Genomic DNA, 24,792 nt, shown 5'->3' with positions numbered 1-24,792 from the left:
GTGATGGAAAAGAGTTCTGTCGTTGGACAAATCCTCGGGCGGTGTCGCGGAACTCTCTATCCGCGACCTCAGCGGTATTCAGAGAAAAATTTATGAATGATGGCGGCCAGGTTAACCCGAAAGCGCACGGTCGCGCCTGCATCTTGGGGCTGATACGGGTTATGATTTGTGGGGTTGTAATCTCAGCCGAGTGCCCACCTCCTTCTAAGCAGTAATCATACCCAATCTAGCAGAAGATAATGCCGATCAACTCCCAAGCTTTCGATTTCGACAAGGCGGTAGCAGAGCTCCCGATCCTTCGAGGATTCATTGATTTCGTAAACGCACAGGTCGGCGTGTATATGGATTGCCTGTCCGGTTTTCAGGGCAACACGGCGCGCATCGAGAGGCAGGTCTCGCGCCAGCTGCGACGGGACGGCACCAAAATCGAGGACGGGCAAGAGGTTGTTATGTTTGCGAGCTTTGAAGACCCATCTCGCCCGGAAGTGATCCACCACCGCATTATTGCCGCCGAAAACTTTCTCTCCTCCAACAGCGCATCCGGTTTCAACCATCAGCAAATTTGCTGGTCTATCATCGTATTTGTCTTTGCATATTGGGATGAGGAAATTCGCCCGCAGATCGCGAAGGTCAGAGGAGTAAACCCGGACGAAGTGAAGCTCGACGCAATGGGCGACTTTCGCATTCTTCGCAATTCCGTCATTCACAATAAGGGCATCATCTCTGCGGTCGACTACGCGAAATTGAAGGTCATGGGCGACATGGTCAAAGCAGGTGAGCCGGTGACCATCTCTTACGACCACATGCACCGGGTCTTTGTGCTGATAAAGCAGGCCATCGCCGAGTTGATGCTGCATTACACTGGACACTTGCCGGGCGCTCCGAAGGCATCGGAACTTCGCGGAATCGCCATCCAGTAAGAGGGACTTCTAAACCGTGGGATCGAACACACCTAGCGTAGACGAAATCATGGTTGCCATGAACGAATCTGGTTACCTTATGGAGCAGGCAGTCGCCACGCAGCTGGAACAGCGCGGAATTCACGTCAATACTAACGTGGCGTTTGAGGATCCCGACGAAGGTAAGTCTCGGGAGATGGACGTTCAGGGCATCCAGCGAGTGGGCTATAATGAAAAGGAAAAGCTTGCTGCCTATGTTGAGTACATCATCGAGTGTAAAAACTCCTCAAATCCGCTGGTATTCGTTGCGCGACCAAAGCATGGCGCCGACCGAAACAACGCCCCCCGCGAGTTCTTATTCCCCTTCGAATACAAAATGTCAAAGCTCGCGGAGGTGACCAAACTGACTACCTATAGGGAGGTTCCAGCCTACCGACATCTGGGATTCGACAAAGTCTTTAACGAGACCAAGATCGACTGGAAAGCTGTTCAGTTCTGCCGAATTGATCGAAAAGGTGGAGGTTGGCACGCTAATCACGGCGGGCTTTACGACGCCACCTTCTTCCCGATGGTCAAGGCATTTGCCGCGCGCAAAAAAGCTCTCGACTCAATGAAGGCACATCGAACAGACTCGGTGATCTGGCTTTTCTTCCCGCTTGTCGTGACGACGAGCGACTTATTTCTAATCGACTCGTCTGAGCCAGCACCAGCTCCAAAGTTGGTAGATTACATCACCTTCAAACGCGAATTGAGGTCTGCCATGCTAACTGGCACGTTTATGCTGACCTTCGTTCATCTGAAGGCCTTGGAAGCGTTTCTGGCTACGGTCGTAGACCCTATGGCAAAGCATGCGACCGACCTCATCATGAACCGCACCGAGTTTTTTAGGACCCAGGTGATTCCCTGGTCCGACTAGCGCAAACTGCGGCCAAGCGTTCAACCTCGCCCAGCGTTCCACTGAAGTCAGGCAGAGCCAGACGTACACAAACGGTACTCAACGCTTTTCGGTAGGAGCACAGCCGATCTTTTCGGTTGCCGAATGGCAGCAATCAGCTGAACTCCCTCCGACAGGGGACGGTCGGGTTGCGGCTGATCCCATCCGCGATCGCTAGATGAATTCAGGCTCTGATGCAGCACATGTCAGGCCGTGGTAACACCAGCACCGGCGAAACAGTTCACACCATCTCTTTAATCGCAGATGAACCCATCGTCTCCGTCTTCCATTTCTCAGTGCGCACCAACGACCTCTGGAACGGGCTGATCTGGCCGAAGGACGGCTGAAGCCTCGATCGCCTATGCCGCAATGGCGCGTCGCGCGTTTCTTCCCCTGGGCGAAGCCCATTCCTCGCGAAACCAAGAAACGCGCGCCGCGCCATCCTGCGCTTTGCTGTGGTCGCAAGCGATGCGGCAGCGGTCGCCTTCGGCCTCACGATCGCCATCGAGGCCGCATGGTGCGGGCTCGGAAACGAAAAACGGAGACTGAAAATGGCTACCATCGGGACCTTCAAGAAGACCAATGCGAACGAGTTCACCGGCGAGATCGTCACCCTCAGCGTCCAGGCCAAAGGCGTGCGCATCGTCCCCGACACCCGGGCCAGCGGCGAGAACGCACCAAGCCACCGCGTCGTGGTCGGCAAGGCCGAGATCGGCGCCGCCTGGTCCAAGCGCTCCAACGAGGGCCGCGATTATCTCGGACTCAAGCTGGACGATCCGAGCTTCACCGCCCCGATCTACGCCAACCTCTTCGCTGACGAGGAAGGCGAGGGCCACAGCCTGATCTGGTCCCGCCCCAACCGCCGCAACGGCGAGTAACTGTCAAGCGAGCCCGTTCGACTCCGGTCGGACGGGCTTTGGCGTTCGACGGTAATGGAACCGCGATCAGCTGCTCTTTCGCAACAGAATCCCATTGTTAGGAAGTACTTCAATGCCAGCTCTTTCAAGCGCATTCACGATCGCTAATATATTGTTTGCAATCGGAGTCCGCGCACCGCGTTCGAAATCAGCGATTGTCTGCCGCGCGACGGTGGCCGCGCGGGCCAGATCATCTTGGCTCCATCCCAACATTGCACGTGCGCCGCGGCACTGCTCGGCGCTGAAATTCGCTGCCTTGTCTCCAATATTATGATTGACCTCAATCAATTTGTATATTACCCCTGTCTCGAACTTGCGGTCGAAGAGGGTGCGCGAACACCCTTTTCGACCTGACCAAAGCCAAGCTGTGTGGAGCTCGGATCATGGCTGATTCCGACAATACCACGACTTTGCCTTCCGTCACGCTTGGACGGGAGCCCGATCTCCGTTGACCGCTGAGCGTCCTGAGCCTTCTGCCGACCATGCAGCTGAAGATCAGCCGCCGGCCGATCCAGCGCTTGCCCTGTCCCTCGCCTGGATCGAGGCGCACGTTGCGGGGCTGGCCTCTTGCATCCGGCAGCAGCAGGCTGAGTACGCGCTCTTAGAGCGCGGAGCGCTTTTGTCTATTGGCGAAGTCATCGGGCGCGGGGAGGGGGCTGACGCCGACCGAGATTATCTTGATTTCTGCAAGGAAGAGCAGGACGACGCTGAAAAGGCTGACGCCTTGTTGGCTGAGATTGCGGCGACGCCTGCCCAATCCTTTGCGGGCGTGATCGCCAAGCTCGCGATCGTCGTTCGGGAGGCGAATGACAACACCGACCTGTGTGAATTTCCGCTGCCGCAAATCCGCTCGGCCTTGGCCGATCTGCGGCGTCTCATTCATGAAGCGATAATCGACCAGCCTGCCGGCTGGCCCGCAGGCGATCAGTCGATCGGCTCGATGTTCGAGCAGCCCGCATCATCTTTCGCCGCCTGGCGCGCCTTCAGTGCCTGGAGCCAGGGTGATGATGACGCCTATCGCGCCTGGACGAACACATTCAAGACACTGCAAGGCACAAGCCAGTAGGCATCGCAAAATCTCGGCCTGACTGCTCGGCGCCTGGATCTCTCCTCATCGATTCGTCAATGACGGAATCCAAGGATTTCGCTCAAAGCCGCGTCCTCCTATCAAATCCCTGAGGAGGGAAGGATGCGGATGAAGCCGGATACATCGCAGTGGCGTGACCCACAGGCATATGCGTTTATCAAAGCCGCCGCCGCCGATGAGATTGCCTGGGAGTTCCTGCGACGCAATCCCCAGTATCAGCGGGACTTCGCGGCCTCCCGCTCGGCCAAGGCGATTCGCGCATTGCGCAAGCGCTGGGGTTTGCAGTTTCGCCGCCAGGCCTGACCAGTCCGCGGTCGAGCAGCCCGTCTATTGGGCGCCTCAGATCGACCCTGGGGTTGTGAACCTTGTCGAGGTTCCGCCGGATCTGCAAGCGCGGGAGGGCAGCGCCTTCGACGTACCGTTGGCCGTGGGCCCGCATGATGAGGTCGGCCTTCACATGCGTTCGTCGCTTGGCGGCATGCAACTGGCGCTTCTTGGCGACACGAAGCCAGGCGAACCGCTTGCCGCCATCATACCGCTGGACGGCATGGCGCACGACCGGCTGCAAGCCATTGAGCGGTTCATCCGCTCGATCCACAGGCAGCACCTTCCCGACGCCCGCTTGACCGCAGCCCAGCGCCGGCGCCTTGGCCACATGCTGCGATGCCTCGATGGCCGGGAAGAGCAGGCATCCCATTTTGAAGTCGCCACCGCATTGTTCGGCCGTCGGCTGGTCAGCGCCGCCGACTGGCACGACTCGACTTTTCGATATCAGACGCATCGCTTAGTGCGCGACGGCTTGAAGATGGTCGAGCGCGGCTATCGCCAATTGCTGCGCGCGCGACGGCGTCATTCCTGAAGGCATCCGCCGCCTGGTCCACTTTATTGCGCTGTCTACAGGCCCAGGCTTACGATCCTGAAATGAACGGCGTTTTTGCGCCGCATGACGGACATTGAAGTCAGGTTCGCCTTTCCTGAAAGCTGACATCGGTGACCGTGCTGGAGGTCGTTTTGCACTTCAGCAGACAGCGACCGATGATAGCCTGACCTAACGCGGACCATGTTCGACAACTGGCCAACTAAGCCTGGTTCTGAACCTGCCTGCGAACGTCGTCGGCAAGGGGGTGCAAAGCCTCGGAAGGAAGAGAACCCACAAGGCTGTAGCCCATTCCGCTCGATGCCCAACTCCAGCCGTCCACCTTGCCATCCGAAAGCGGCGTCATCGTTCTTGCCTGGTCCACGGCCATGGGGCGGGTCAACATGACCAAGCGCATTCCGTGGTCATTGTCGTACATCAGCATCAGCCCAGCGCCGTGAGGGGTGGAAATGACCCGTCCGCCCATCAACCTGTAGCCGGACTGCGACAAGTCGGGCAAAACAGGTTTGCGCCCCATGCGCTCAGCCGCCCAGTCCACCAACTGGGCGATGTTGTCAGCCCGCAGCTCTACCGGTCTGATCCTGTCGGACGCGTAGGTGGCATAAGATTCGAAGGCTTCGCGGGCAAGGGCAGCGACGCCTTCGCGTGGGGGAGTTACCATCTCGTGCATGTACCAGCCACCGGAGCCGCCAGCGAACAGAAAGAGGACGGCCGCGGCGGCAAGTCGCCATGAGGAACCGCGGTTCCGGCGCCGGGAAGCGATCATGTGTCTCAGGTTGAGATGCGTCGGGATCGGCTCTTCGATGACCCGGTCAAGCGCGGAGCGCAGTGTGCCGCGCTGGCCGGAATATGATGCGAATCGTCTATCGACATCCGGATGCCTTTCCAGATAGGCCGCGACTTCAGCTCTGCGAGTCTCGTCGAGCCGACCGTCGATATAGGCGTGAAGATCGTCCTCGGTGACCGGCCTGTCAATCATTTCACTCTCCGCAAGTGCGATCCTGGCTTAGCGCCAGAGGCGGGATTTTCCAAGATTTGTCGCAGGCGCTCGCGCCCGCGTGACAGCCGCGACATTACCGTTCCGATCGGGATCGCCAATACCTCGGCGGCTTCGGCGTAGGCGAGGTCTTCGACTGAGATCAACAACAGGACGCTGCGCTGTTCCTCGGGCAGTTGCTGAAGCGCCGACATGATTTCTGCTCCTCTGAGGCCATCTTCCTGCGTTGCCCTGTGCACCAGCAGATCGTCGCTGATTTCCTCCAGAGGGATATGTTGACCACGGCGAGAAGCCTGTCTGAGACGGTTGATCGCAAGATTGTGCAAGATGGTAAACACCCACGCCCGCGAGTGTTCGCCTCGACGCTGCTGCCAATGGGTGATCACCCGCTCGAGACAATCTTGCAAGAGATCGTCGGCGGATGTCGGATCATGAAGCAAGCCGCGGGCATAGCGCCGCAGCGCCGGGATCATCGGTTCGACTTCCAGGATGAGATCGTCCATAGCGCACCTTACCGCCAGAGGATGGCCCGCCAGTCTGGCGGGCCATTTAAGTCACTGTGGCTGCACCTGCACAACCTCGCCCGGCTTTCCATCGGCTAAGGTCGCGACGACGAGATAGCGCTTCTCGTCCTTATGCCTGGCTTCGACGATCTGCCGAATTGGGCCAACCGCGTTGACGATCGCGGAACCGGCCGGATTGGTCATGAAGGCCGACAGGTTTTGCAACGCGCCGCTGCCATCCGGCTTCTTGGACAAGGCCAGGACATAGGGCATTTTCGGCTCGAGACCGCTGACCGCCGCCTGTAGAACCTGTGTGAGGCCCTGGTCGAACAGAGTAACGCTCGTCGGCGCCGCCTTGTCCTTGGCTTTCTTTGCCAGAAGCTTCAGATGAGCCGCCTCGCCGGCGGTGCCGAGCGGCATGAGGTTCTGAGTTCCGTCACCTTCGGGCACGGCATTCGGCACATATGCCACGGCCTGTGGCGCCTGACCGATTGGAATGTTGGCGATCACCTTGTTCGTCAGCGTGTCGATGACGGCGAACTGGTCGGCGTTCTCAAGCCCGACATAGACGCGCGTACCATCGCCCGATGGCCAAATGCCGTGCGGCAGGTTTCCAACTGGAATAGTCGCGACTTGCTCGAAATTGTCGGTACGGAAGACCTTGACTTCGTTGAGGCCACCAACCGTCACATACGCGAAACCGCCGTTCTTGTTGACGACGAGATTGACGTGATTGGTGATCGGTCCGGTATCGAGGGTCTTGATGAGGTTGAAGGGAGCCTCAGCGTTGAAGACCTGCGTTTTGCCGATGTCCTTCAAAGTGAACCAGACCTGCTTGCCGTCCGCGGAGGCCGCGATGTTCGGGCAAAACGGGCTTGCCTGCTTCACATGACCCACGATCTGATGATCGGCAACGGCAACGACGGCAACGTCCGGGTTGAACGAAGAGCAGATGTAGCCGTATTTGCCGTCCGGGGAGAATATCTGCATGCCTGGGCCTGGAGCAACCTTGATACGGGTCGTTTCCTTGAAAGAGTTCGAGTCGATGACGGAGATATAGTCCTCGCCGCGGACCGTAACCCAGACTTCCTTGCCGTCGGGCGTAAAGAAGGCTTCATGCGGCGATCGGCCGACATAGGTCGTGTGCTTCACCATATTGGTCGCGGTATCGATGAACGTCACGGAGTTGGAGCCGATGGAAACGACCGCGAGGGTCTTGTGGTCGGGCGAGAAGCCCATACCGTGGACGAGCACTTGTCCCTTGTAGAGCGGGCTCAGATTGCCTGGCTGCGGATCGCCGAGCCGGATGACACCAAGCAGCCTGTTGTCGACCGGGTCGCTGACGGACACGGTGTTGGAAAACTGCTCGGCCGCGTAGATGCGGTCCTTGTGGCTGATCGGAACGTCGGGATCGGAAGCGGCGCCGGGCGCCTGGCCGGCGAAGGCGCCCGCGGGAGCCAGCATCGTGCCAGCAAGAAGAGCAAAGATCTTTAGGTTGGGTCTCACGTGTCAGTCCTTTTCAGTTGGAAGGTCTTGTCATCATCATCTGCATGGCCGGAGCCTTGAGTGATGTCTCCCTGTCAGGGCTCGAGTTGCTGGTCGCTTCGACCTGCGTCGGAGCGGCCTCAGACGCTGGCAATGGATCACCGATCGCCATACGCATTGCCGCGATTTCCTGTTGCTGGTCGACGATGATCTCCTGCGCGATGCGCTTGAGCTGTTCGCTGCTGCCGTAGCGCAGATAGGCCACGGCCATGTCGACCGCGCCCTGATGGTGCGGGATCATCATCTCGGTGAAGTCGCGATTGACGTCACCGGTCGGCTTGACAGCCATGTCCTTCATCATCTTCACCATGGCGGCATCGTTCTGTTGGAGGAACGGGCTTTCGTCGGTCGTCCCGGCAGTGGTTTCGTGCTGATAGGCCGGGATGTCCTGGGCGAAGGCTGACACCGAAATGATGACGACGAGGGACGTCTGCACAAGGATGCAGGTGCGGCGGAAGAAGGCGGTCATTGTCATCTCCTGGTCTTTTTTCGATGAGGTTCACCAGGGTAGACAACGAGCTTCGCGGATTATTCCGAGCGACCCAAATATTTCTGAGATGTTTTTTGCCCCGCGTAACGGGTGGTCTTATTGCGGACGGGTCGTTCGCCTGACGCGAAAGGTTGAAGGGCATGGACGTCGTCTGCTGCTCGACCGGGCCAATGCTGGTGGGCCACGCTTCCGAGGATCGGATGGATGACCTCGCGATCCCGGTAATTTGATGGGGCGCTTCACAATCCTTTCGGATTGCCCAATGCGTAGGCTTGGGGGTTGAGCCTCGCGACATTGTTGTCAGGCGGGGTCCTCGGTTCCGAATATCGCGACAAGCGCGATTGCTGCGGCTCCCAGCAAAATTTCGAAGCTGGCTCCGACCCTCAATGCCGTCTCCGCCCAGCCGTTCCTTTTCTGCAAAAGGGGGACGAAGACGTAGCGATTGGCTATGGCGGTGAAGGTCATGATCATGACGAGCCCGATCTTGATCAGAAGTTTCCCCTGATAAGGTGATCGCCAATCGGTCGGCAGATGCCCGACAACGATCAGAGTATTGGCGCCGCCGCTCAAGAGAACCAATGCAACAGCGACATGGCCTAATGTCGAGAATCGACGGAGGGCACGAGCCGCATGGGGACGCTGTACAGCGTCCCGAGTCGCCTGGAGTATCGAAACGAAGCCGACGAGCCCGCCAAGCCATGCGCCGGCCGAGAGGACATGTACGATGTCGACGGCTTCGTGCAGAGTGCGCATCGTACCGCTATTCATAGCGGCGTGACCGCTGAGTGTGAGACTGGCCAGCGTCAAACCGGCCAAGGCGGCAAGCTCGGCACTCCGACCCGGCATAAGGAAGCGCGTCAGAACAAGCAGCAGGGTTCCACCACCCAGGAAGAGCCATGCTTTCCCCGCGTTTGTCAGCGTGAGAAACGACAGGACCGTCGCGGTGTCGACCGCATCGTGCCAACCATCAGCAACGTAAGCAACCTGCGCCGGAAGAATGACCAATACGGCAATGCCGAGGATCGTCACGCACCACGCGGAAAGTCCTGCGAGACGGTATGTGATTGCTGCCTTCAGTGGCATCGGCGCAGCCAGTGAAAGATAGCCGAAGCATCCCCAAAGCAGCATCAGTGTTGTGTCGATAACGGCACGGCCAGCGATCCAGAGCCACTGGGGATCGATCACGGCCTGACCGAGAAGCTATAGCTTCCCTGGGTCTTGTGTCCATCGCTCGAAAGGACATGCCAGTTGACCGTATAGGTGCCGGGAACAAGCACGGACTGGAAGGAAACCGCCAAGGTCGCGCCATCGCCGGCAAGCGTCGGTCTGCCGTGCTGCACTTCATCGCCCGAGGCATTCAGGATCTCGACGCCAGAGAAAGCGAGGTTCAGTCCTTCGGTGAAGTCGAGAGTTAGCGACGTCGGCGAAGTGTTCACCGTTGCCATTTCGGCGGGGGTAGCCTCCTTAAGATGCGCATGTGCGAAAGCGGAGCCAGCGGACAGAATGCAGCCAAGTCCACTAATCGCCAGAAGAGTTGAAGCGTGTTTCATCCCAGTTGTCCTTTCGGGTGCCGGAGCGGTTCCGGAAACGTGGACATTCGGGCGGCGGGTTTATTCCGCACTGTGATGAAATTCTTAAGGGACAGCTAGCAGTGCGAGGCTACGAACATCCTCAATGGTCAATCTGGGACCTTGCCCCATCGGGCTGAACGTCCGCTATTCGCCTTTTCGGACGCCAGAAACTGCCAGTCCGTTCGCGGCCCCGACCTCGCCATCAGTTGAATGCGCCAAGAGCGGCAGCTCTTGGGAGGCCGTCGGTGACCTATAAACGGCGTAGATGAGGCCGCTTGCCGAAAGGCTGCTTTCCGCAGAGTCAGCATCGAAAGATGATAGGCCGCTTCCGGCCCCAAATGAGACATTAATACAATGCCGCGCGACGAAAAAGGTGGCATCCAGCTTCTTTCGCCGCCGACTCCCAAATTGTCCAGCAAACGTCATGATAGATCTGCGGGAAGGGCGATCCAAATGGCCTTGCGCCCGTAGCACGACACGTCGACGCCAGGGCGGGCGAAGGCATCTCGATCCCAGCAGTAAGCCGCTCAAAGTGAGCATGGGCTTGGCACTGGAGGCAAAGAGGCTTCGATGCAGCACATGCCGAATCCTGTCAGGAAATCCGCTGGCGAAACAGGCCGCCAAACCATTGTTGATCCCGCATGCCGCCATTGCCTCCGTCGGCCATTTCACAGAGGGCACCAACGACCTCTCGAACGGGCTGATCTGGCCGAAGGACGGCTGAAGCCTCGACCGCCTTTGCCGCAATGGCGCGTCGCGCGTTTCTTCCCCTGGGCGAAGCCCATTCCTCGCGAAACCAAGAAACGCGCGCCGCGCCATCCTGCGCTTTGCTGTGGTCGCAAGCGATGCGGCAGCGGTCGCCTTCGGCCTCACGATCGCCATCGAGGCCGCATGGTGCGGGCTCGGAAACGAGAACGGAGACTGAAAATGGCTACCATCGGGACCTTCAAGAAGACCAATGCGAACGAGTTCACCGGCGAGATCGTCACCCTCAGCGTCCAGGCCAAAGGCGTGCGCATCGTCCCCGATACCCGGGCCAGCGGCGAGAACGCACCAAGCCACCGCGTCGTGGTCGGCAAGGCTGAGATCGGCGCCGCCTGGTCCAAGCGCTCCAACGAGGGCCGCGACTATCTCGGGCTCAAGCTGGACGACCCGAGCTTCACCGCTCCGATCTACGCCAACCTCTTCGCCGATGAGGAAGGCGAGGGCCACAGCCTCATCTGGTCCCGCCCCAACCGCCGCAACAGCGAGTGAATTGGCAGACGCCTCGCCCGGACCGGGCGAGGCGTCCTTTGTTCGCGCGAAAGACGTCCGCGCCGCCGGTCTATCCGACTGGGTTCCTGTTACAGGATGCGCTGCTTGATGCACGATGGCGCGAAGATAATTGAGCGGCGGCTATATTGCTGCACGCGTCGGCGGCACTGCCGAAGACCTCTTAGCGGTGCGAAATAGCGCCCCTCAATTGCGCACCTGATCACCATCCCCTTGCTCCTCCATCCTGGCCATCGATCGCCGTTCAACCGCAACGGCCGGAAGGAGACACCTCATGAACGCCGATGCCGCGCCACTGCCGCCGCGCTACCTGCGCACTTCGGAAGCTGCGCATTTCCTCAGTCTTTCTGCGCGCACCCTGGAAAAACACCGCACCTATGGGACCGGGCCTGCCTATCGCAAACTTGGCGGCCGCGTCGTCTACGCCGTCGACGACCTCCAGGCCTGGGTTCGGCGCGGCGCCATGACGTCGACATCCGATCCGCATGGTTCGGTGCTGCCCGCCAAGCCTCAGGCCGCCCGCCTGATCGCCTATGCCGGGCGCGAAAGGCGCTGAGCTCGCCGATCTCCCCCATGTCGGCACGACCACACCCACCAATGGAGCGCGAACAGCTCGACCTGTTCCAGGCGCTGCCCGGTGTTGTCGCGCCACGCGATGCGCAGGACCTCATGGCCTATCCCTTCTTTTCCCTCGCCAAATCCAGGCGCGTCGCGCCGATCGACTTTCGCGCCGGCGATGTGGCGATCCGTGTCGAAGCGATGCCCGATCACGGCATGGCGACGATCTGGGATGCCGATATCCTGATCTGGGCGGCGAGCCAGATCGTCAGCGCGCGGGACGCCGGATTGCGCACATCCCGCCTGATGGCCGCGACGCCATACGAAATGCTTGCGTTCATCGGCCGCGGCGTCTCGAAGCGAGACTACCTGCGCCTCAAGGCGGCGCTTGATCGCCTGCAGTCGACAAGCGTCGTCACCTCCATTCGCCAGCCCGCTGAAGGCCGTCGCCATCGCTTCTCGTGGATCAATGAATGGCAGGAGCGCTCGGGTCGAAACGGCCGCCCGCTTGGCGTCGAACTGATCCTGCCCGATTGGTTCTATCGCGCCGTCATGGACGACGCGCTGATCCTGACCATTGACCGCGCCTATTTCGGGCTGACCGGCGGCCTGGAGCGTTGGCTCTATCGGCTGGTGCGCAAGCATGGCGGACGCCAGCGCGCCGGCTGGCGTTTCGACGTCAGCCACCTGCATCGGAAGTCCGGCAGCCTCTCGCCGCTCAAGCGCTTCGCCTTCGAGCTGCGTGACATCGTGCGCCGCCAACCCTTGCCGGGATATCTGCTCTTCACGGAGGTCGAAGCCGGCGGCCGTGTGTTGTTGGCTTTCGAACCGGCGCCGGCATCGGTTGACAGGATCGTGCCATCGGGAACCCGAACTATCGTGCCATCGGGAACCGCATTCTCGTGCTTTCGGGAACCGCTATCGGCTTTAAGGGACCGGCCCGAAACGGAAAATCGCGCTCTTAACTTAGAATCTAACTCTCAATCTAACATTCTTGCGCGCAAGCCGCGGACTGTCGGCGGGGAGCAGAAGCGGCGGTGCGTTAGGCGGCGCGAGGGAGACGGCACATGACGCCGTCTCCCCAATCGACGCCGCGGGGCGGCCTCACGACGGTCGAGCTGATCTGGATCGAGAAGTGGATCGAGCACCGCATCCGCTTCGGCCGCCCTGCCCATGAGACGATAATCGACAAGCGGCGCCGCGTCGCCGGATTTGCGCCGGGCAGTATTTTTGCCTTCGTGCGCTGGGCGGCGAATGACTTTGGCACCATCGTTTCGCGCATCGACATCGTGCGCGCTGTCTTGCCCGCTGAACCTTACCAGACGCTGCCTTACATCCGGCCAGGCGGCGAGATCCTGCTCAAGATCGCAGGCTGGGACAAGGTTGAGCGCGTTCTCCAACTGATCGATGCGATCGAGGCGATTGGCCTCGATCCGGTCGACGCCGCCCCTGACTATTGGCGTCAGACCCACAACCGCCTGGTTGCCGGCGGAACCCCGTGTGCCTATTCGCTCGAGCAGCACCGGGCCTTTGTGTTGCGCAAGCGAGCGACATCGTGAGCCGCGCCGCTTGCATAGCCGCGACGCTTGTGGCCGTCGTCGCGACGGTCGCTCCGGCTGCCGTGGAGATGCCGCCGCTGCTGTTATGGAACGCGTCGGCCAGTGCGCCGATCGGGCTCTATGCGATCAGGAAAGTCGGCGCTCCGACCGTCGGCGCGCTCGCTGTCATCGAACCGCCGGAGAGGGTCGCCCGGTTCGCCGCAAAGCGTGGCTTCCTTCCGCTTGGTGTGCCGATGCTGAAGCACATTGAAGGGCTTCCAGGACAGCAAGTCTGCCGCATCGGTCGCGTCATCACGGTGGACGGACTTGCGATGGGTGCTGCGCTCGAGCGCGATCGCAAGGGGCGGGCGCTGCCTGACTGGCAGGGCTGCCGCATCATCGCCGCCGACGAAATCTTCGTTATGAACCGGAAGGTCGAGGACAGCCTCGACGGCCGCTATTTCGGCCCTTTCCCGGTGGGTTCGATCGTCGGGCGCGCGATGCCGCTTTGGACCGACGAGAGGGGCGATGACCACTACACCTGGCTCGCTCCGGCGAACTGAAATTCAGCACAGCCAACAAGAGGAAGGAGATAGTCCATGGCCGAGATCGGCGTCTTCCAGGAAACGGAATGCGGTTACTCCGGACGCATTCGAACACTGCTCGTGGACGTCGAGCTGGTGCTTGTCCCGATCAGGACGTCCAACGGCAATGCGCCGGATTTCCGCATCCACATCGGCGATGGCAGCGGCCCCGAGGTCGGCGCGGCCTGGAAGGAAACCGGGCAGACGGCTGGCGACTATCTGTCTTGTCGACTGGAGGATCCGCTGTTTGGTCGGCGCTTTCGCGCCGGTCTCTTCCGATCCGACGACGGTTCCTGGTCGCTGCGCTGGATCCGGCCGAGATGGCGGCCGGAGCGCGCTCGATGAGCGGGCCGTCGGCGCCGAATTGCGCGCACGAACGCCGTCCCGTCAGTTGCTTGCCTAGTCGGAGGCAAGCACGTTGGCTTGTCGCTGGCACCCTGATCCTCTGCCACGCGATCACGGGGGCCGCCGCACAATCCGCGCCGGTCTCCCACAAATCGGCGGACGATCCTTATGCCGCGCATATCGCCGAGGCGTCGCATCGCTTCCGCGTTCCTCAGCTCTGGATACGGGCAGTCATGCACCTTGAGAGCGCCCGCGACCCACGCGCCGTGTCGCGAAAGGGTGCAGTGGGTCTGATGCAGATCATGCCCGAAACCTGGGCCGAGCTGCGCTTTCGTCACCAACTCGGCAGCGATCCCTATGATCCGCACGACAACATCCTTGCCGGCACCGCCTATCTTCGCGAGCTCTATGATCGATACGGTTCACCGGGCTTTCTCGCCGCCTACAATGCGGGGCCGGCGCGCTACGAAGCTTCCTTGAGGGGCCGCCCGCTGCCGGCTGAAACCCGGGCCTATGTTGCAAAGCTCCGCCCTTTCTGGGGCGGCGGTGATGCGCCCGGCGCGCTCACAGCCGGCCATGCCAAGGCGGTCACTTGGAAGGTCGCGCCGCTGTTCATAGTGCGGTCCGGGTCCCTGGCCGGTTCCGGTCTTTCGTCCGGCGAACACGCTTCTGTCGAGGTCTCATCGTCACCGCCGGTGCGCAAACTTTTCGCGGCCAGTTCGCAGCCGCGCCAACTGTTCGCTGGCTCCGACGTGCGGACATCGCAGCGATGACGAAGTGTCCGTCAAATCGCCCCGCGGCATCTCTTTGGACGTCGCAGCCTTTGAGGCGCATAGGGCCCGAGGCAACAACCGAGGGATGGCAAGATAAAAGGGCGCACATTGTGCTGCGATCGGTTGGTTGCATTTTCTGGGTTTTTTGCCGCTTCCCGCACATTGCAGCGGCTCGGGGCAATGTGCTGGGAACATGCAAATCATTGTATTCGCTGCGCAAATGGCAAGGTGAGGAGGGGTGCCGTGTCCGATGAGCACGAGTTCCGCATCCGTCCGGGCCGCATTCGCTCGACGCGAGCCCAATCGTCGCGGCCCTTCGTCGCCCAGGCGCTTGCGGCGGCGCAAAAGGCTGGCGGCAGCGTGTCGCGATCAGGCCGGATCGGGACAGGCAACAGTTCGCGGTTCGGGCGGGGCACGGCAGCGAGCCTTCAGGCCAATCGCTTCCTCACCGGCCGCTCCCGCCTCGTCACGATCAAGACCCGCGTGGTTCGCCATTCGAAACGTGGCGCGCCGCTGGCGACCCACCTCAACTATCTGCGGCGCGAGGGGGTCACACGCGACGACGCGAAAGCCCGCATGTTCGGACCGGAGGTCGACGATGCGTCGATCCCGGATTTCGTCGATCGCTGCAAGGGCGACCGGCATCATTTCCGCTTCATCGTCTCGCCCGAGGATGCCCCCGAGATGGCCGACCTGAAATCCTTCACCCGTGATCTCATGGGTCGCATGCAGAAGGATCTCGGCACGTCGCTCGACTGGATCGCGGTCGACCATTGGAACACCGACAATCCGCATGTTCACGTCATCCTGCGCGGACGGGCCGACGACGGTCAGGACCTGGTGATCTCGCGCGACTACATCAGCCGCGGCATGCGCGATCGCGCCAGCGAGCTCGTCACGCAGGAGCTTGGCCCCCGGTCGGATATTGAGGTCCGCCGGCATGTCGAGCGCCAGGTCGAGGCCGAGCGGTGGACCGGGCTGGACCGCCAGTTGCTCCGCGACGCACGCGACAACGGCGTCATCGATCTAGCACCGCGTGCCGATCGCCAGCCTGACGAATTTATCGCGCCAAAGATCGGGCGGCTACGCAGGCTGGAAACGCTGGGCCTCGCCGAGCAACTCGGTCCTGGCCAATGGATCCTCAGCGAGAGAGCCGAGGCGACGCTGCGCCAGATGGGTGAGCGCGCCGATATCATCAAACGCCTGCATCGCGCATTCTCAGCCCGCGGCATCGAACGCGCGAGCGCCAGCTATGTGCTGGCCGCAGAGACCATCGGCGAGACGATTAGCGGCCGTCTGATCGAGCGCGGACTGGATGACGAACTGAGCGGCAGTGCCTATGCAATCATCGATGGCGTCGACGGTCGTTGCCATCACGTGCGGCTCGCCGATCTCGAGGCGGCGGGCGACGGTGCGCCGGGTGCGATCGTCGAACTGCGCAAATTCGAGGACGCTCAGGGACGCCCGCGGCTGGCGCTTGCCGTGCGCTCCGACCTCGATGTCGACAGACAGGTGGTTGCTGAGGGGGCAACCTGGCTCGACCGGCAGGCGCTTGCCCGTCCTGCGGCGGCTCTTTCCGACGGCGGCTTCGGCGCCGAGGTGCGCCAGGCGCTCGATCGGCGCGTCGAGCATCTGATCGGACTAGGGCTGGCTGAGCGGCAGCCGGGCGGGACCGTCTTTGCCGGCAACTTGATCGACACGCTGCGCCGAAGGGAACTCAATGCGCTGGGCGGCAGGATCGGGACCCAATCCGGGCGCACCTTCAACCGTGCGGCAAGTGGCGAATCCGTGTCCGGCACCTACAGGCAGCGCTTTGCGCTCGCGTCCGGCCGTTTCGCCATGATCGATGATGGCCTCGGGTTCCAGCTCGTGCCCTGGACGCCTTCGCTCGAGAAGCACCTTGGCCAGCATGTCAGCGGCAGCACTCGCGGCCACGGCGATGTCGATTGGAGCTTTGCCCGCAAGCGCGGGCTAGGTCTCTAGCAGCTGAAAGAATGGATCCTGCCATGTCCGCCGCCAAATCCTTGGGAGCAGATCCCCACGGTTTTCCTGAGTGTGGTGTTGACGACTTCGACGGCGACACAATCGCGGCATGGAGACTTGGCGTTCGGCCGCACCTCGGGCCGCGCTGGTCGATCGCGCCGGCTTGCCCGTCCACTTATGCGCCTGCGCGCGCAGGAGGCGGGCGAACGCTACCAGGCCTTCATCACGGCGCGAGACGGCCTGGCGAATGGGGCGAAGCTGCGCCAAGATTTCGGAAGTTAGCGATGCCGTGGGTCCGAGAAGAGGCAGTCTTAGCTGCGCCGCAGGGGATGTCGATATCGAATGTGCGGTCGGGCAGCCCAGAATTCTTGTCCGGCCGCCCTCTGAGCTTGATCAGCGTGTCTCGGCGAGGATGATCGCGCGCCTGATTATCGCCGATCTGACCGACTCGACGAGCTGCGCGGGAAAGTGACGTGGCAACGAAGAAATCACGACCTCGGTCCGCCTTTCGGCATTTTCGGAGATGTCTTCGAGGACCTTGCGCATCAGGGACGTCCCCACGCCGGAAACGTCGGCGGTCTGCATGAAATGGCGGGGCACAATTTCATGTATGGAATAATGCCGGCTCTTGCCGGCAGACATCGCCAGCTTGAATTTCTTGCGAGGGATCTGGCCAGCATCAAGGCTGGGCTGCGCGGTCAGCACGTCATAGAGCGGCGTCATCCGAAACCGCCCGCCGGGCCCGAGAAAAATGCTGAAATTCTTGGCGTGGCCGTCGGTCGCGCCAATGAGCCAGAATATTATGCAAGCACGCAAAAACAGCGAGATGTCGTCTTCGGGCCGGTCACTGCCCTTAAGAAGCTCGATAATCGACGGCATGCCGGGACCGCCCTCTGACTGGTACTTGCGTGTCGGCGGGACCGACAGTGCTTGACACATATCCTCCTGTGGTAGGCGCATGAGACGGCCATCCCTGGCCCACAACCGATCGAACCGCTCGACGATCAGCGTACGGCGCTCCCCGAAGTCGGCGATCTCAGTTCTGGCGGCGGGAACGCCGAACGCGTCGATCAGCTTAAGGCACAGATATTCGTTCTCAACGCTGTTGGAGAGATCGATGCCATTCGGCAACCTGCCGATCTGCGGTTTCAGGATGTGGGTGGTCGCCGCCGTGCCGACCGGCTTGTACCAGCGTCCGTCCTTGCGTAGCAGCGCCGTCTTTTCCTGGGCGCCCGCGATCGAGATGCGGAAATCTTCATCCTCGCCGAGGCCAAGTGGGGCGACCGCGAGGTTTGCGATTATCCCGGCGATATCCTTTTTGCTGGCCGGCTTGCCGTCGCTGCTACCAGGACTGCCGGGATCGACGCCATCAGGCAGGAATTGCAATGCGCCGACGCAGTCATGGCCCAGGGCGGCAAGCATGCTGTAGGCGTCGGTGCCATCCGCCCCGACGCGTTCAGCAATACGCTTGCGGATGGCGTCCTTGTCGGGAAGCAGGTTGTCGAAGACATTGACTACAGGCGCGCCGATATAGCGGTCCTCCCGCAAGGGAAGCGAAAGCGAGACAGGGAAAGTGCTTTGCCAGTCCAGCCATTCGCGGGCATATTGAAAGTCCACGGCGCCGGTGGATTGCCTGCGCAGCACGCCCACCAGCCGACCGTTCACGAAGACATTGAGCGGCGTGTGAGCCGGTCGCCGCGCCATCAGAACAGGTCCGCGATCTCGGTCGCGCTGCTTTTGCTGCGCGGGCGAACCACGAGTTCAAGGTCGAGGGCGGAGAGCGCAGCCATCAACGTACTGAGCTGCACTGCCGGCTCGCCGGCTTCAAGGCGAGACACGGTGGCCTGACGCAGGTGGATCCGGCTGCCAAGCGTCTCTTGCGTGAGGTCGGCTTGCCTGCGGGCGCGACGCAGAATGGCGCCGAGTTGCTTTTCGTTACGAGCGATCTGTTCGGTCATGATAGTCTCCTGAGCATATATACGCGATCGCGTATGACTTGGCAATATACGTGATCGCGTATAAATCTACCGTATACGCAACTCCGTATAGAGATCGGATATACGCAATCGCGTATGATGTTTGATGCTCAAATGCGCAATCCAGGAGGACGGCGCCCTCGCTCGCGCCCGGGCTCTTGGGCTTCCCGATTCCCTGTCTTCCTTGCCGACAGTACGACGCGACGCGATCGGCGTGAGCCCGCTGTTGAATCTCGCGCCAACCTTGCTGACCTCTCGCCACAAGGAGAAGCGAATGTCGGGAACGAAAGTCCTTTGGGGACAGATTGTCGTGGTCATCTTGATCGTGCTCTTCACGATCTGGGCCTCGACGCAATGGTCCGCCTGGCAGCTGGGCTATCAGGAACGGCTGGGAGCGCCTTGGTTCGTCATTGGCGGCATGCCAGTCTATTATCCGCCCGCCATCTTCTGGTGGTGGTATTTCTACGACGCCTACGCACCAGCCATCTTCGCGCGCGGCGGTCTGATTGCCGCCTCGGGCGGCTTCATCGCGATCGCCGTAGCGATCGGCATGTCGCTATGGCGTGCCCGCGAGGCGAGGGAGGTCGCGACCTATGGCTCCGCGCGCTGGGCCGAAAGAAGCGAGGTGCAGGCGGCAGGCCTGCTTGCCCCCGACGGCGTGGTGCTGGGGCGCTATGGAACTCATTATCTGCGCCACGACGGGCCCGAGCATGTGCTTTGCTTTGCGCCGACGCGTTCGGGAAAGGGTGTCGGGCTTGTTGTGCCGTCGCTGCTGACCTGGCCTGGCTCGGCAATCGTCCATGACATCAAGGGCGAGAACTGGGGTCTGACCGCCGGCTTCCGCGCCCGCCACGGCCGGGTTCTGCTGTTTGATCCGACCAATGCAAGATCGGATGCATACAACCCTTTGCTCGAGGTTCGCCGCGGTGAATGGGAAGTCCGCGATGTGCAAAACATCGCCGACATCCTGGTCGACCCCGAAGGCTCACTCGAAAGGCGCAATCATTGGGAAAAGACGAGCCACGCGCTGCTGGTCGGCGCGATCCTGCATGTGCTCTATGCCGGACCGGACAAGACGCTTGCTGGCGTCGCGGCATTCCTGTCCGATCCGAAGCGGCCGATCGAATCAACCCTGGCCGCGATGATGACGACTCCGCATCTTGGGGAGGGTGGTCCGCACCCGGTCATCGCCAGCGCAGCCCGTGAGTTGTTGAACAAGTCGGACAATGAACGCTCCGGCGTGCTCTCGACCGCCATGTCCTTCCTTGGGCTCTATCGCGATCCGGTGGTGGCGGAGGTGACGCGCGCATGCGGCTGGCGCATCGCCGACCTGGTCGCCGATCCTCGTCCGGCGACGCTCTATCTCGTCGTTCCACCATCCGACATCAGCCGCACCAAGCCGCTGATCCGTCTCATCCTCAACCAGATCGGCCGCCGTCTGACCGAGGATCTGCAGGCGAGGGCGGATCGGCATCGATTGCTTCTGATGCTGGACGAGTTCCCGGCGCTCGGACGGCTCGACTTCTTCGAATCCGCGCTCGCTTTCATGGCCGGCTATGGGTTGAAAAGCTTCCTGATCGCGCAGTCCCTCAACCAGATCGAGAAGGCCTACGGCCCGAACAACTCTATTCTGGACAACTGTCATGTAAGGGTCAGCTTCGCGACCAATGACGAGCGCACCGCCAGGCGCGTCTCGGACGCCCTTGGTATGGCAACCGAGCTGAAGGCGATGAAGAACTATGCCGGTCACCGGCTCTCGCCATGGCTCGGTCATCTCATGGTCTCGCGCTCGGAGACGGCGCGGCCATTGCTGACACCCGGCGAGATCATGCAACTGCCGGCAGGCGACGAGATCGTCATGCTGGCGGGGACGCCGCCGATCCGGGCGAAGAAGGCGCGCTATTTCGAAGACCCGCGGTTGCGGGAGCGCATCATGCCGCCACCGGCTATCACGGGTCGAGCCGTGGCGGAGCCTGACGATTGGACGACGATTCCGTTGCCGCTTCCGCAACCGGGTGCGGCAGCCGCAGTTGCCGTGGCGAAAGTCCATGGCGAATCGACCGAGTCCGAATTGCGACGTCAGCCCGAGCTCGATCCACTTCTGCCGGCTGCGGCGGAGCTGCCGCCCGTCAACGAATTCGAGATCGAAGCGCCTGACGAGGCGGATGATCTCGCCGCGAGCAGCAGCCGCATGGCTCGCCTTGTTCGGGGCGTGGCGCGTCAGATCGCGCTCGATCCGGACGACGGCATGGAGCTGTGAAGGTTGTGACGGCAAGAAAGAAAAAGGTCCAGATTTCCGTGTATCTCGACCCTGCCGTGATGGCATTGCTGGTCGAATATGCCGCCCGGCGCGATCGCTCGCAGTCGCTCATCGCTGAAGCGGCGATCGCCTCCTTCCTCTCTCCGGATGCCGACGCGCAACGCGAGGCGGCGATCTCCAGGCGTCTCGACCGGATCGATCGCCGGATCGCGCGGTTGGAGCGCGATGTCGGCATCTCGGTTGAAACGCACGCGGTATTCATTCGCTTCTGGCTGGCCACCACTCCGGCCTTGCCTGAGCCGATGGCCCAGGCAGCGCGCGCCAAGGCAAGCGAGCGTTATGAAGCTTTCGTTTCCGCGCTTGGCAGGCGCCTGGCCAAGGGGCCGAGCTTGCGGCAAGAAATCCCCGAAGACATCGCGCCATCCAGCGATCCTGAACGACAGTGATGTGAGGGCCTGTCGGCGCACAGAGGCCGCCGCGCGAGCTCGCGCGGCGTCACCCGGTCCTGTTGGTGCTGGACCGCTTCTGCTGCTGATCCAGTCAGTTGGCGGCTCCGCACAACTGCGAGGTCGTCAATCCTGGCGGCACGTTTTCGGTGGGGCCAAATCCGTACTTCGCCATGATGCTGGCAATCGTGCCGTTCGACATCACCTTGGCCAGCCCTTGGTTGTAAAGGTCGCGCAGGTCACCATCATCCTTCCTGAACGCGATCGCGACGTAGCTGATAGACTTCTCGTCGGTCGTGAATGGGTTGGCGCGCTCCAGATCGGGGCTCTTTTTGCCGGCCAGCAGCCCGATTGCCGTCGGGGAAGAAAATACCGCGGCGTCGATACGGCCGGCGCGCAGTGCCGCGATGTTGGTCTCGACATCGGGAAACTGCAGGATCCGATCCTGAGGGACGCCCTCGGCGATGGCGTTCTGGATGACATTGCTGCCGCGGCCGCCGCCCATGATGGTGTCGGATTTCTTGGCAAGATCCGCATAGCTATGGATCGCCTTGGGGTTGCCGGCGAGTACGATCGCCGCGTCGTCCTGCCTCAGATCGGGAGCGCCGAAGGCGACCTGCTGGCATCGCGGCGGCGTTATCGACAAGCCGGACGCCACGGCATCGAAACGCCCGGCCATCAAGCCAGGGATCAACGCACCGAACTCGGTGACCTCGAAGTCGATCTGCTTGACGCCGAGATCGGCGAACGCTGCTCTGAGCAGGTCCGGATGCCAGCCGAGCAACTCGCCGGTTCCTTCCTTCTTGTAGCCCCATGGCGAACGGTTGTGGATACCGATCACAATCCTGCCCTCTCTCAAGATGCGTTCCTTTGTCGTTTCCGCCGTGGCCGGCAGCACGGATCCAACAATCGCGGCATAGGCGATGCAGGCCAGGCCAATGGCGGCCGATCGGGCTCGAAATTTCATCGTGCAGTCCTCCCATGAGATTGAGTTGCGCGCAGGGGTTCGGCCCCAGCCGTTCAACGCTACGTTGAGGGCAGCCAATGCGTCAATATAGATATACAAAATATGTACAAAATATTGCCGCCTCTCAAATAATGGGAGGCGAGGTGACCGGGCCGAATATTTGGAGTCTTCAATTTTCCAGGCCCCAACCCCGCAGACGATGCAGATCAGCAGACTCTCGGTCAGGCGCGCTTTTCACCGTTCGGTCTTCCTACTCGAGCCCTCTTTGGCGGCTCACCGCTGGATTGACCGTTGAGCGAATAAGGCTCAGCGCACGATCATTGCTACAAGGTTTCTAAAAGCTTCAGAGGCAGCAGCCGACCGCGCCGGCGGCCGCGATCATATTCAATTTTGCTAAACTCTTCGGAACCGATTGCTCCGGCCCGGTTTGAATCCCGGTTCAGGAGTTCGAGTGCATGCGTAAATCGACCGGTCACCTCGCCTTCATCGAATTTCAGTCACCGACGCTGGTCGAGAACGCTCCTGCCGACACGGACTGGCTGCACGAAATCAAATACGATGGCTACCGGACTGAGCTTATCGTTGAAGGTGGCGGGGCACGTGCTTTCACGCGTCGCGGCTATGACTGGTCGCATCGGTACAAACGGCTCGTCCAGACGGCGGCGAACCTGCCGGTCCGATCCGCGATCATTGACGGAGAAGCTGTGGTTCTCGGCAACACCGGCCTGCCGGACTTTCAAGCGCTCGAGCGGGAACTGGGAAATCCGAACTCGCCGAAGCTCATGTTCTTTGCGTTCGATCTTTTGTACCTCAACGGCCGCGACCTTCGACAGCAGCCGCTGATTGAGCGCAAAGCTGCTCTGCACAGGCTCCTGCAGGAAACGGCTCCAACGCTGACCTATGCCGAACATCTGGAAATCAGCGGCAGTGAAGTTTTCGACCATGCCTGCCGCATGGGCCTGGAGGGCATCGTCTCAAAGCGGGCTGACTCTCCCTATCGCTCCGGCGTCCAAGCGAGCTGGCTCAAGGTGAAGTGCGTCAAGAGCGACACGTTCCCGATTGTCGCTTTCGTTGAAAAGCTTGGCGCGCAGCCACGCCGCATTGCTTCGCTCTATATCGGCAGATGGCAGGGCGAGCGGCTGCTCTATGCGGGAAAAGCGCAAAGCGGCTATACGCTGGAGGCAGCCCGGCGGGTTCGCGAGCGGCTTGATCCGCTCATCATCAGCAAATCACCTCTCTCGGAGCCCATCAAAAAACCCAAGGCAACGTGGGTCCGGCCGGAGGTGCTGGCGGAGGTGCAATTCAGTGGCGTGACAGACCGAGGCATCTTGCGCGAGCCGTGTTCAAGGGATTGCGCGAGGATCTCCAGGTGATCCCGGCGAAGCCGCCGTCCCCCTCCAAGCGCAGGTTGGAGGGCCAACATGGCGTTCCTCGCGAGAACATTCTCCAGCTGTTACCCGATGCTGTTGCACCTTCCAGGGAAGAGCTGATGGGCTACTGGCGGCGGGTGGCTGACCGAGCGCTGATCCATCTGGGACGAAGACCACCGAAGCTGGTACGTCATGCGCAGGGGGCCACCTTCTATCACAAGGGACCGCTGCCCCCGATACCAGGACCGGTGCACCAGCTACGCGTTCAGAAGCGCGAGGGCGGCGAAGGTGTTCGGGTCTGGGTAGATGGTCTCGACGGGCTGCTTGGGTTGGTCGAAATGGATGCCGTCGAGCTACATCCTTGGAACGCTACGATTGACGATATCGAGCATGCTGACCAGCTCGTGCTCGACCTCGATCCTGGCGAAGGCGTGCCATGGGATGCGGTGATCGAGACGGCGCTGTCGGTACGTCACATCATGGAAGCTGCTGGGTTGCCGAGCTGGCCGAAGGTCACCGGGGGCAAAGGCATTCACCTGACGGCTCCGCTGGCTTCGGGTGTGACCCACGACAGGGCGCGGCAACTGGCTAAATCGCTTGCCCAGTGCCTCATCGATGCTAAGCCGGACCGTTACCTCTTGTCAGCCGATCCAGCAGCCCGACGGGGTCGCATCTTCCTCGACTATCTTCGCAACGGGCGCGGCAATACTGCAGTCGGTACGTTCTCGCCACGAGCGCGGCCCGGCTTTCCTATTGCCCATCCTGTCACATGGACGCAGATCGAGCGGGGAATCCGGCCGGACGCCTTCACCATCGACCATCCATTCAGGGCTGCTGTTCGAAAGGCAGCGTAGTGAGAAGCCGCTTAACTTGCGGCGCTTAGTTCATCCTTCTTGGAAG

General features: G+C 61.3%; 26 protein-coding genes and 1 pseudogene. 17 read left to right on the top strand and 10 right to left on the bottom strand.

Translation table 11 applies throughout. From position 1 onward, the window contains the following. Window positions 1-239 precede the first annotated feature (239 nt). From FJ418_RS02695 to FJ418_RS02685, 3 genes are all read left to right on the top strand, one after another. The gene (locus FJ418_RS02695; protein WP_140863369.1) at window positions 240-920 is read left to right on the top strand and encodes a hypothetical protein; all 681 of its coding nucleotides are present in this window, start codon (window positions 240-242) and stop codon (window positions 918-920) included. Window positions 921-969: 49 nt separating this feature from the next. Then, a complete protein-coding gene (locus FJ418_RS02690; RefSeq protein ID WP_140863367.1) occupies window positions 970-1,815 on the top strand; it encodes a hypothetical protein in 846 nt (281 codons plus the stop codon). Between the two features lie 569 nt (window positions 1,816-2,384). Then, entirely contained in the window at window positions 2,385-2,711 is a 327-nt protein-coding gene (locus FJ418_RS02685; protein WP_113190782.1) for a DUF736 domain-containing protein, read from the top strand. A gap of 66 nt (window positions 2,712-2,777) precedes the next feature. Here FJ418_RS02685 and FJ418_RS02680 read toward each other — a convergent pair whose 3' ends face one another. Next, complete coding sequence (locus tag FJ418_RS02680; RefSeq protein ID WP_224656332.1) at window positions 2,778-3,038, bottom strand: helix-turn-helix transcriptional regulator; 261 nt, start codon at window positions 3,036-3,038, stop codon at window positions 2,778-2,780. Between the two features lie 160 nt (window positions 3,039-3,198). On the opposite strand from FJ418_RS02680, the gene FJ418_RS02675 reads away from it, so the two are divergent. From FJ418_RS02675 to FJ418_RS02665, 3 genes are all read left to right on the top strand, one after another. Next, window positions 3,199-3,816 carry a hypothetical protein gene (locus FJ418_RS02675; RefSeq protein ID WP_246682897.1) on the top strand — a complete coding sequence of 206 codons (618 nt, stop codon included), beginning with the start codon at window positions 3,199-3,201 and terminating at the stop codon, window positions 3,814-3,816. Between the two features lie 123 nt (window positions 3,817-3,939). Continuing rightward, window positions 3,940-4,140, top strand: a complete 201-nt coding sequence (locus FJ418_RS02670; protein WP_246682896.1) for a DUF6499 domain-containing protein — start codon at window positions 3,940-3,942, stop codon at window positions 4,138-4,140. Between the two features lie 55 nt (window positions 4,141-4,195). Next, window positions 4,196-4,696, top strand: coding sequence for a DUF2285 domain-containing protein (locus tag FJ418_RS02665; RefSeq protein WP_140863365.1), 501 nt, complete (start codon window positions 4,196-4,198; stop codon window positions 4,694-4,696). A 220-nt stretch (window positions 4,697-4,916) separates the two neighbouring features. Here the strand turns inward: FJ418_RS02665 and FJ418_RS02660 are convergent, their stop codons facing one another. The 6 genes from FJ418_RS02660 to copC form a co-directional block, all read right to left on the bottom strand. After that, window positions 4,917-5,693 (bottom strand): anti-sigma factor, encoded by a 777-nt coding sequence (locus FJ418_RS02660; RefSeq protein WP_140863363.1) that lies wholly within the window; start codon window positions 5,691-5,693, stop codon window positions 4,917-4,919. Further along, the gene (locus FJ418_RS02655) at window positions 5,690-6,214 is read right to left on the bottom strand and encodes a sigma-70 family RNA polymerase sigma factor (RefSeq protein ID WP_140863361.1); all 525 of its coding nucleotides are present in this window, start codon (window positions 6,212-6,214) and stop codon (window positions 5,690-5,692) included. The genes FJ418_RS02660 and FJ418_RS02655 overlap by 4 nt, the downstream gene beginning before the upstream one ends. 51 nt (window positions 6,215-6,265) lie before the next feature. Beyond that, window positions 6,266-7,678, bottom strand: a complete 1,413-nt coding sequence (locus FJ418_RS02650; RefSeq protein WP_140863359.1) for a YncE family protein — start codon at window positions 7,676-7,678, stop codon at window positions 6,266-6,268. A 55-nt stretch (window positions 7,679-7,733) separates the two neighbouring features. Next, the gene (locus FJ418_RS02645; protein ID WP_140863357.1) at window positions 7,734-8,228 is read right to left on the bottom strand and encodes a DUF305 domain-containing protein; all 495 of its coding nucleotides are present in this window, start codon (window positions 8,226-8,228) and stop codon (window positions 7,734-7,736) included. A gap of 321 nt (window positions 8,229-8,549) precedes the next feature. Further along, window positions 8,550-9,434, bottom strand: a complete 885-nt coding sequence (gene copD, locus FJ418_RS02640; RefSeq protein WP_140863355.1) for a copper homeostasis membrane protein CopD — start codon at window positions 9,432-9,434, stop codon at window positions 8,550-8,552. Then, a complete protein-coding gene (gene copC / locus FJ418_RS02635; protein WP_140863354.1) occupies window positions 9,431-9,799 on the bottom strand; it encodes a copper homeostasis periplasmic binding protein CopC in 369 nt (122 codons plus the stop codon). Before copC ends, copD begins: the two co-directional genes overlap by 4 nt. A gap of 948 nt (window positions 9,800-10,747) precedes the next feature. Between copC and FJ418_RS02630 the strand changes: the two genes are divergently transcribed. The 8 genes from FJ418_RS02630 (at window position 10,748) to FJ418_RS02595 (ending at window position 16,873) form a co-directional block, all read left to right on the top strand. Continuing rightward, window positions 10,748-11,074, top strand: coding sequence for a DUF736 domain-containing protein (locus FJ418_RS02630; RefSeq protein ID WP_176477128.1), 327 nt, complete (start codon window positions 10,748-10,750; stop codon window positions 11,072-11,074). 292 nt (window positions 11,075-11,366) lie between these two features. Beyond that, a complete protein-coding gene (locus FJ418_RS02625; protein ID WP_140863352.1) occupies window positions 11,367-11,648 on the top strand; it encodes a helix-turn-helix domain-containing protein in 282 nt (93 codons plus the stop codon). 17 nt (window positions 11,649-11,665) lie between these two features. Then, window positions 11,666-12,721 carry a replication initiator protein A gene (locus FJ418_RS02620; RefSeq protein WP_140863350.1) on the top strand — a complete coding sequence of 352 codons (1,056 nt, stop codon included), beginning with the start codon at window positions 11,666-11,668 and terminating at the stop codon, window positions 12,719-12,721. Further along, complete coding sequence (locus FJ418_RS02615) at window positions 12,718-13,209, top strand: DUF2840 domain-containing protein (protein ID WP_140863348.1); 492 nt, start codon at window positions 12,718-12,720, stop codon at window positions 13,207-13,209. The genes FJ418_RS02620 and FJ418_RS02615 overlap by 4 nt, the downstream gene beginning before the upstream one ends. Next, window positions 13,206-13,751, top strand: a complete 546-nt coding sequence (locus tag FJ418_RS02610; protein ID WP_140863346.1) for a S26 family signal peptidase — start codon at window positions 13,206-13,208, stop codon at window positions 13,749-13,751. Before FJ418_RS02615 ends, FJ418_RS02610 begins: the two co-directional genes overlap by 4 nt. A gap of 36 nt (window positions 13,752-13,787) precedes the next feature. Then, window positions 13,788-14,117 (top strand): DUF736 family protein, encoded by a 330-nt coding sequence (locus FJ418_RS02605; protein ID WP_140784841.1) that lies wholly within the window; start codon window positions 13,788-13,790, stop codon window positions 14,115-14,117. Then, on the top strand, window positions 14,114-14,890 hold the full coding sequence (locus FJ418_RS02600) for a lytic transglycosylase domain-containing protein (protein WP_140645576.1): 777 nt from the start codon (window positions 14,114-14,116) through the stop codon (window positions 14,888-14,890). The genes FJ418_RS02605 and FJ418_RS02600 overlap by 4 nt, the downstream gene beginning before the upstream one ends. A gap of 243 nt (window positions 14,891-15,133) precedes the next feature. Beyond that, the gene (locus tag FJ418_RS02595) at window positions 15,134-16,873 is read left to right on the top strand and encodes a VirD2 family relaxase/mobilization nuclease (protein ID WP_140863344.1); all 1,740 of its coding nucleotides are present in this window, start codon (window positions 15,134-15,136) and stop codon (window positions 16,871-16,873) included. 393 nt (window positions 16,874-17,266) lie between these two features. Here FJ418_RS02595 and FJ418_RS02590 read toward each other — a convergent pair whose 3' ends face one another. Both FJ418_RS02590 and FJ418_RS02585 read right to left on the bottom strand, forming a co-directional pair. Then, window positions 17,267-18,577 carry a type II toxin-antitoxin system HipA family toxin gene (locus FJ418_RS02590; protein WP_140863342.1) on the bottom strand — a complete coding sequence of 437 codons (1,311 nt, stop codon included), beginning with the start codon at window positions 18,575-18,577 and terminating at the stop codon, window positions 17,267-17,269. Continuing rightward, window positions 18,577-18,831: a helix-turn-helix transcriptional regulator gene (locus FJ418_RS02585; RefSeq protein WP_140645573.1), complete on the bottom strand. Its 255-nt coding sequence runs from the start codon at window positions 18,829-18,831 to the stop codon at window positions 18,577-18,579. The genes FJ418_RS02590 and FJ418_RS02585 overlap by 1 nt, the downstream gene beginning before the upstream one ends. Before the next feature lie 292 nt (window positions 18,832-19,123). Here FJ418_RS02585 and FJ418_RS02580 point away from each other — a divergent pair, with 292 nt between their 5' ends. Together FJ418_RS02580 and FJ418_RS02575 are read left to right on the top strand one after the other, a co-directional pair. Continuing rightward, window positions 19,124-21,109 (top strand): conjugal transfer protein TraG, encoded by a 1,986-nt coding sequence (locus tag FJ418_RS02580; protein WP_140863340.1) that lies wholly within the window; start codon window positions 19,124-19,126, stop codon window positions 21,107-21,109. A gap of 5 nt (window positions 21,110-21,114) precedes the next feature. Next, window positions 21,115-21,555, top strand: coding sequence for a CopG family transcriptional regulator (locus FJ418_RS02575; protein WP_140784846.1), 441 nt, complete (start codon window positions 21,115-21,117; stop codon window positions 21,553-21,555). A gap of 94 nt (window positions 21,556-21,649) precedes the next feature. Here the strand turns inward: FJ418_RS02575 and ehuB are convergent, their stop codons facing one another. Further along, window positions 21,650-22,600 carry an ectoine/hydroxyectoine ABC transporter substrate-binding protein EhuB gene (gene ehuB / locus FJ418_RS02570; protein ID WP_246682894.1) on the bottom strand — a complete coding sequence of 317 codons (951 nt, stop codon included), beginning with the start codon at window positions 22,598-22,600 and terminating at the stop codon, window positions 21,650-21,652. A gap of 377 nt (window positions 22,601-22,977) precedes the next feature. Here ehuB and ligD point away from each other — a divergent pair. Then, window positions 22,978-24,746: pseudogene (gene ligD, locus FJ418_RS02565) on the top strand (DNA ligase D). Window positions 24,747-24,792: the final 46 nt, after the last annotated feature.

Origin of the sequence: Mesorhizobium sp. B2-8-3, from assembly GCF_006440815.1 — a bacterium.
Lineage (GTDB): Bacteria > Pseudomonadota > Alphaproteobacteria > Rhizobiales > Rhizobiaceae > Mesorhizobium.
The sequence above is the reverse complement of the archived record's forward strand: the minus strand, read 5'-3'. Positions and strand labels throughout refer to the sequence as shown.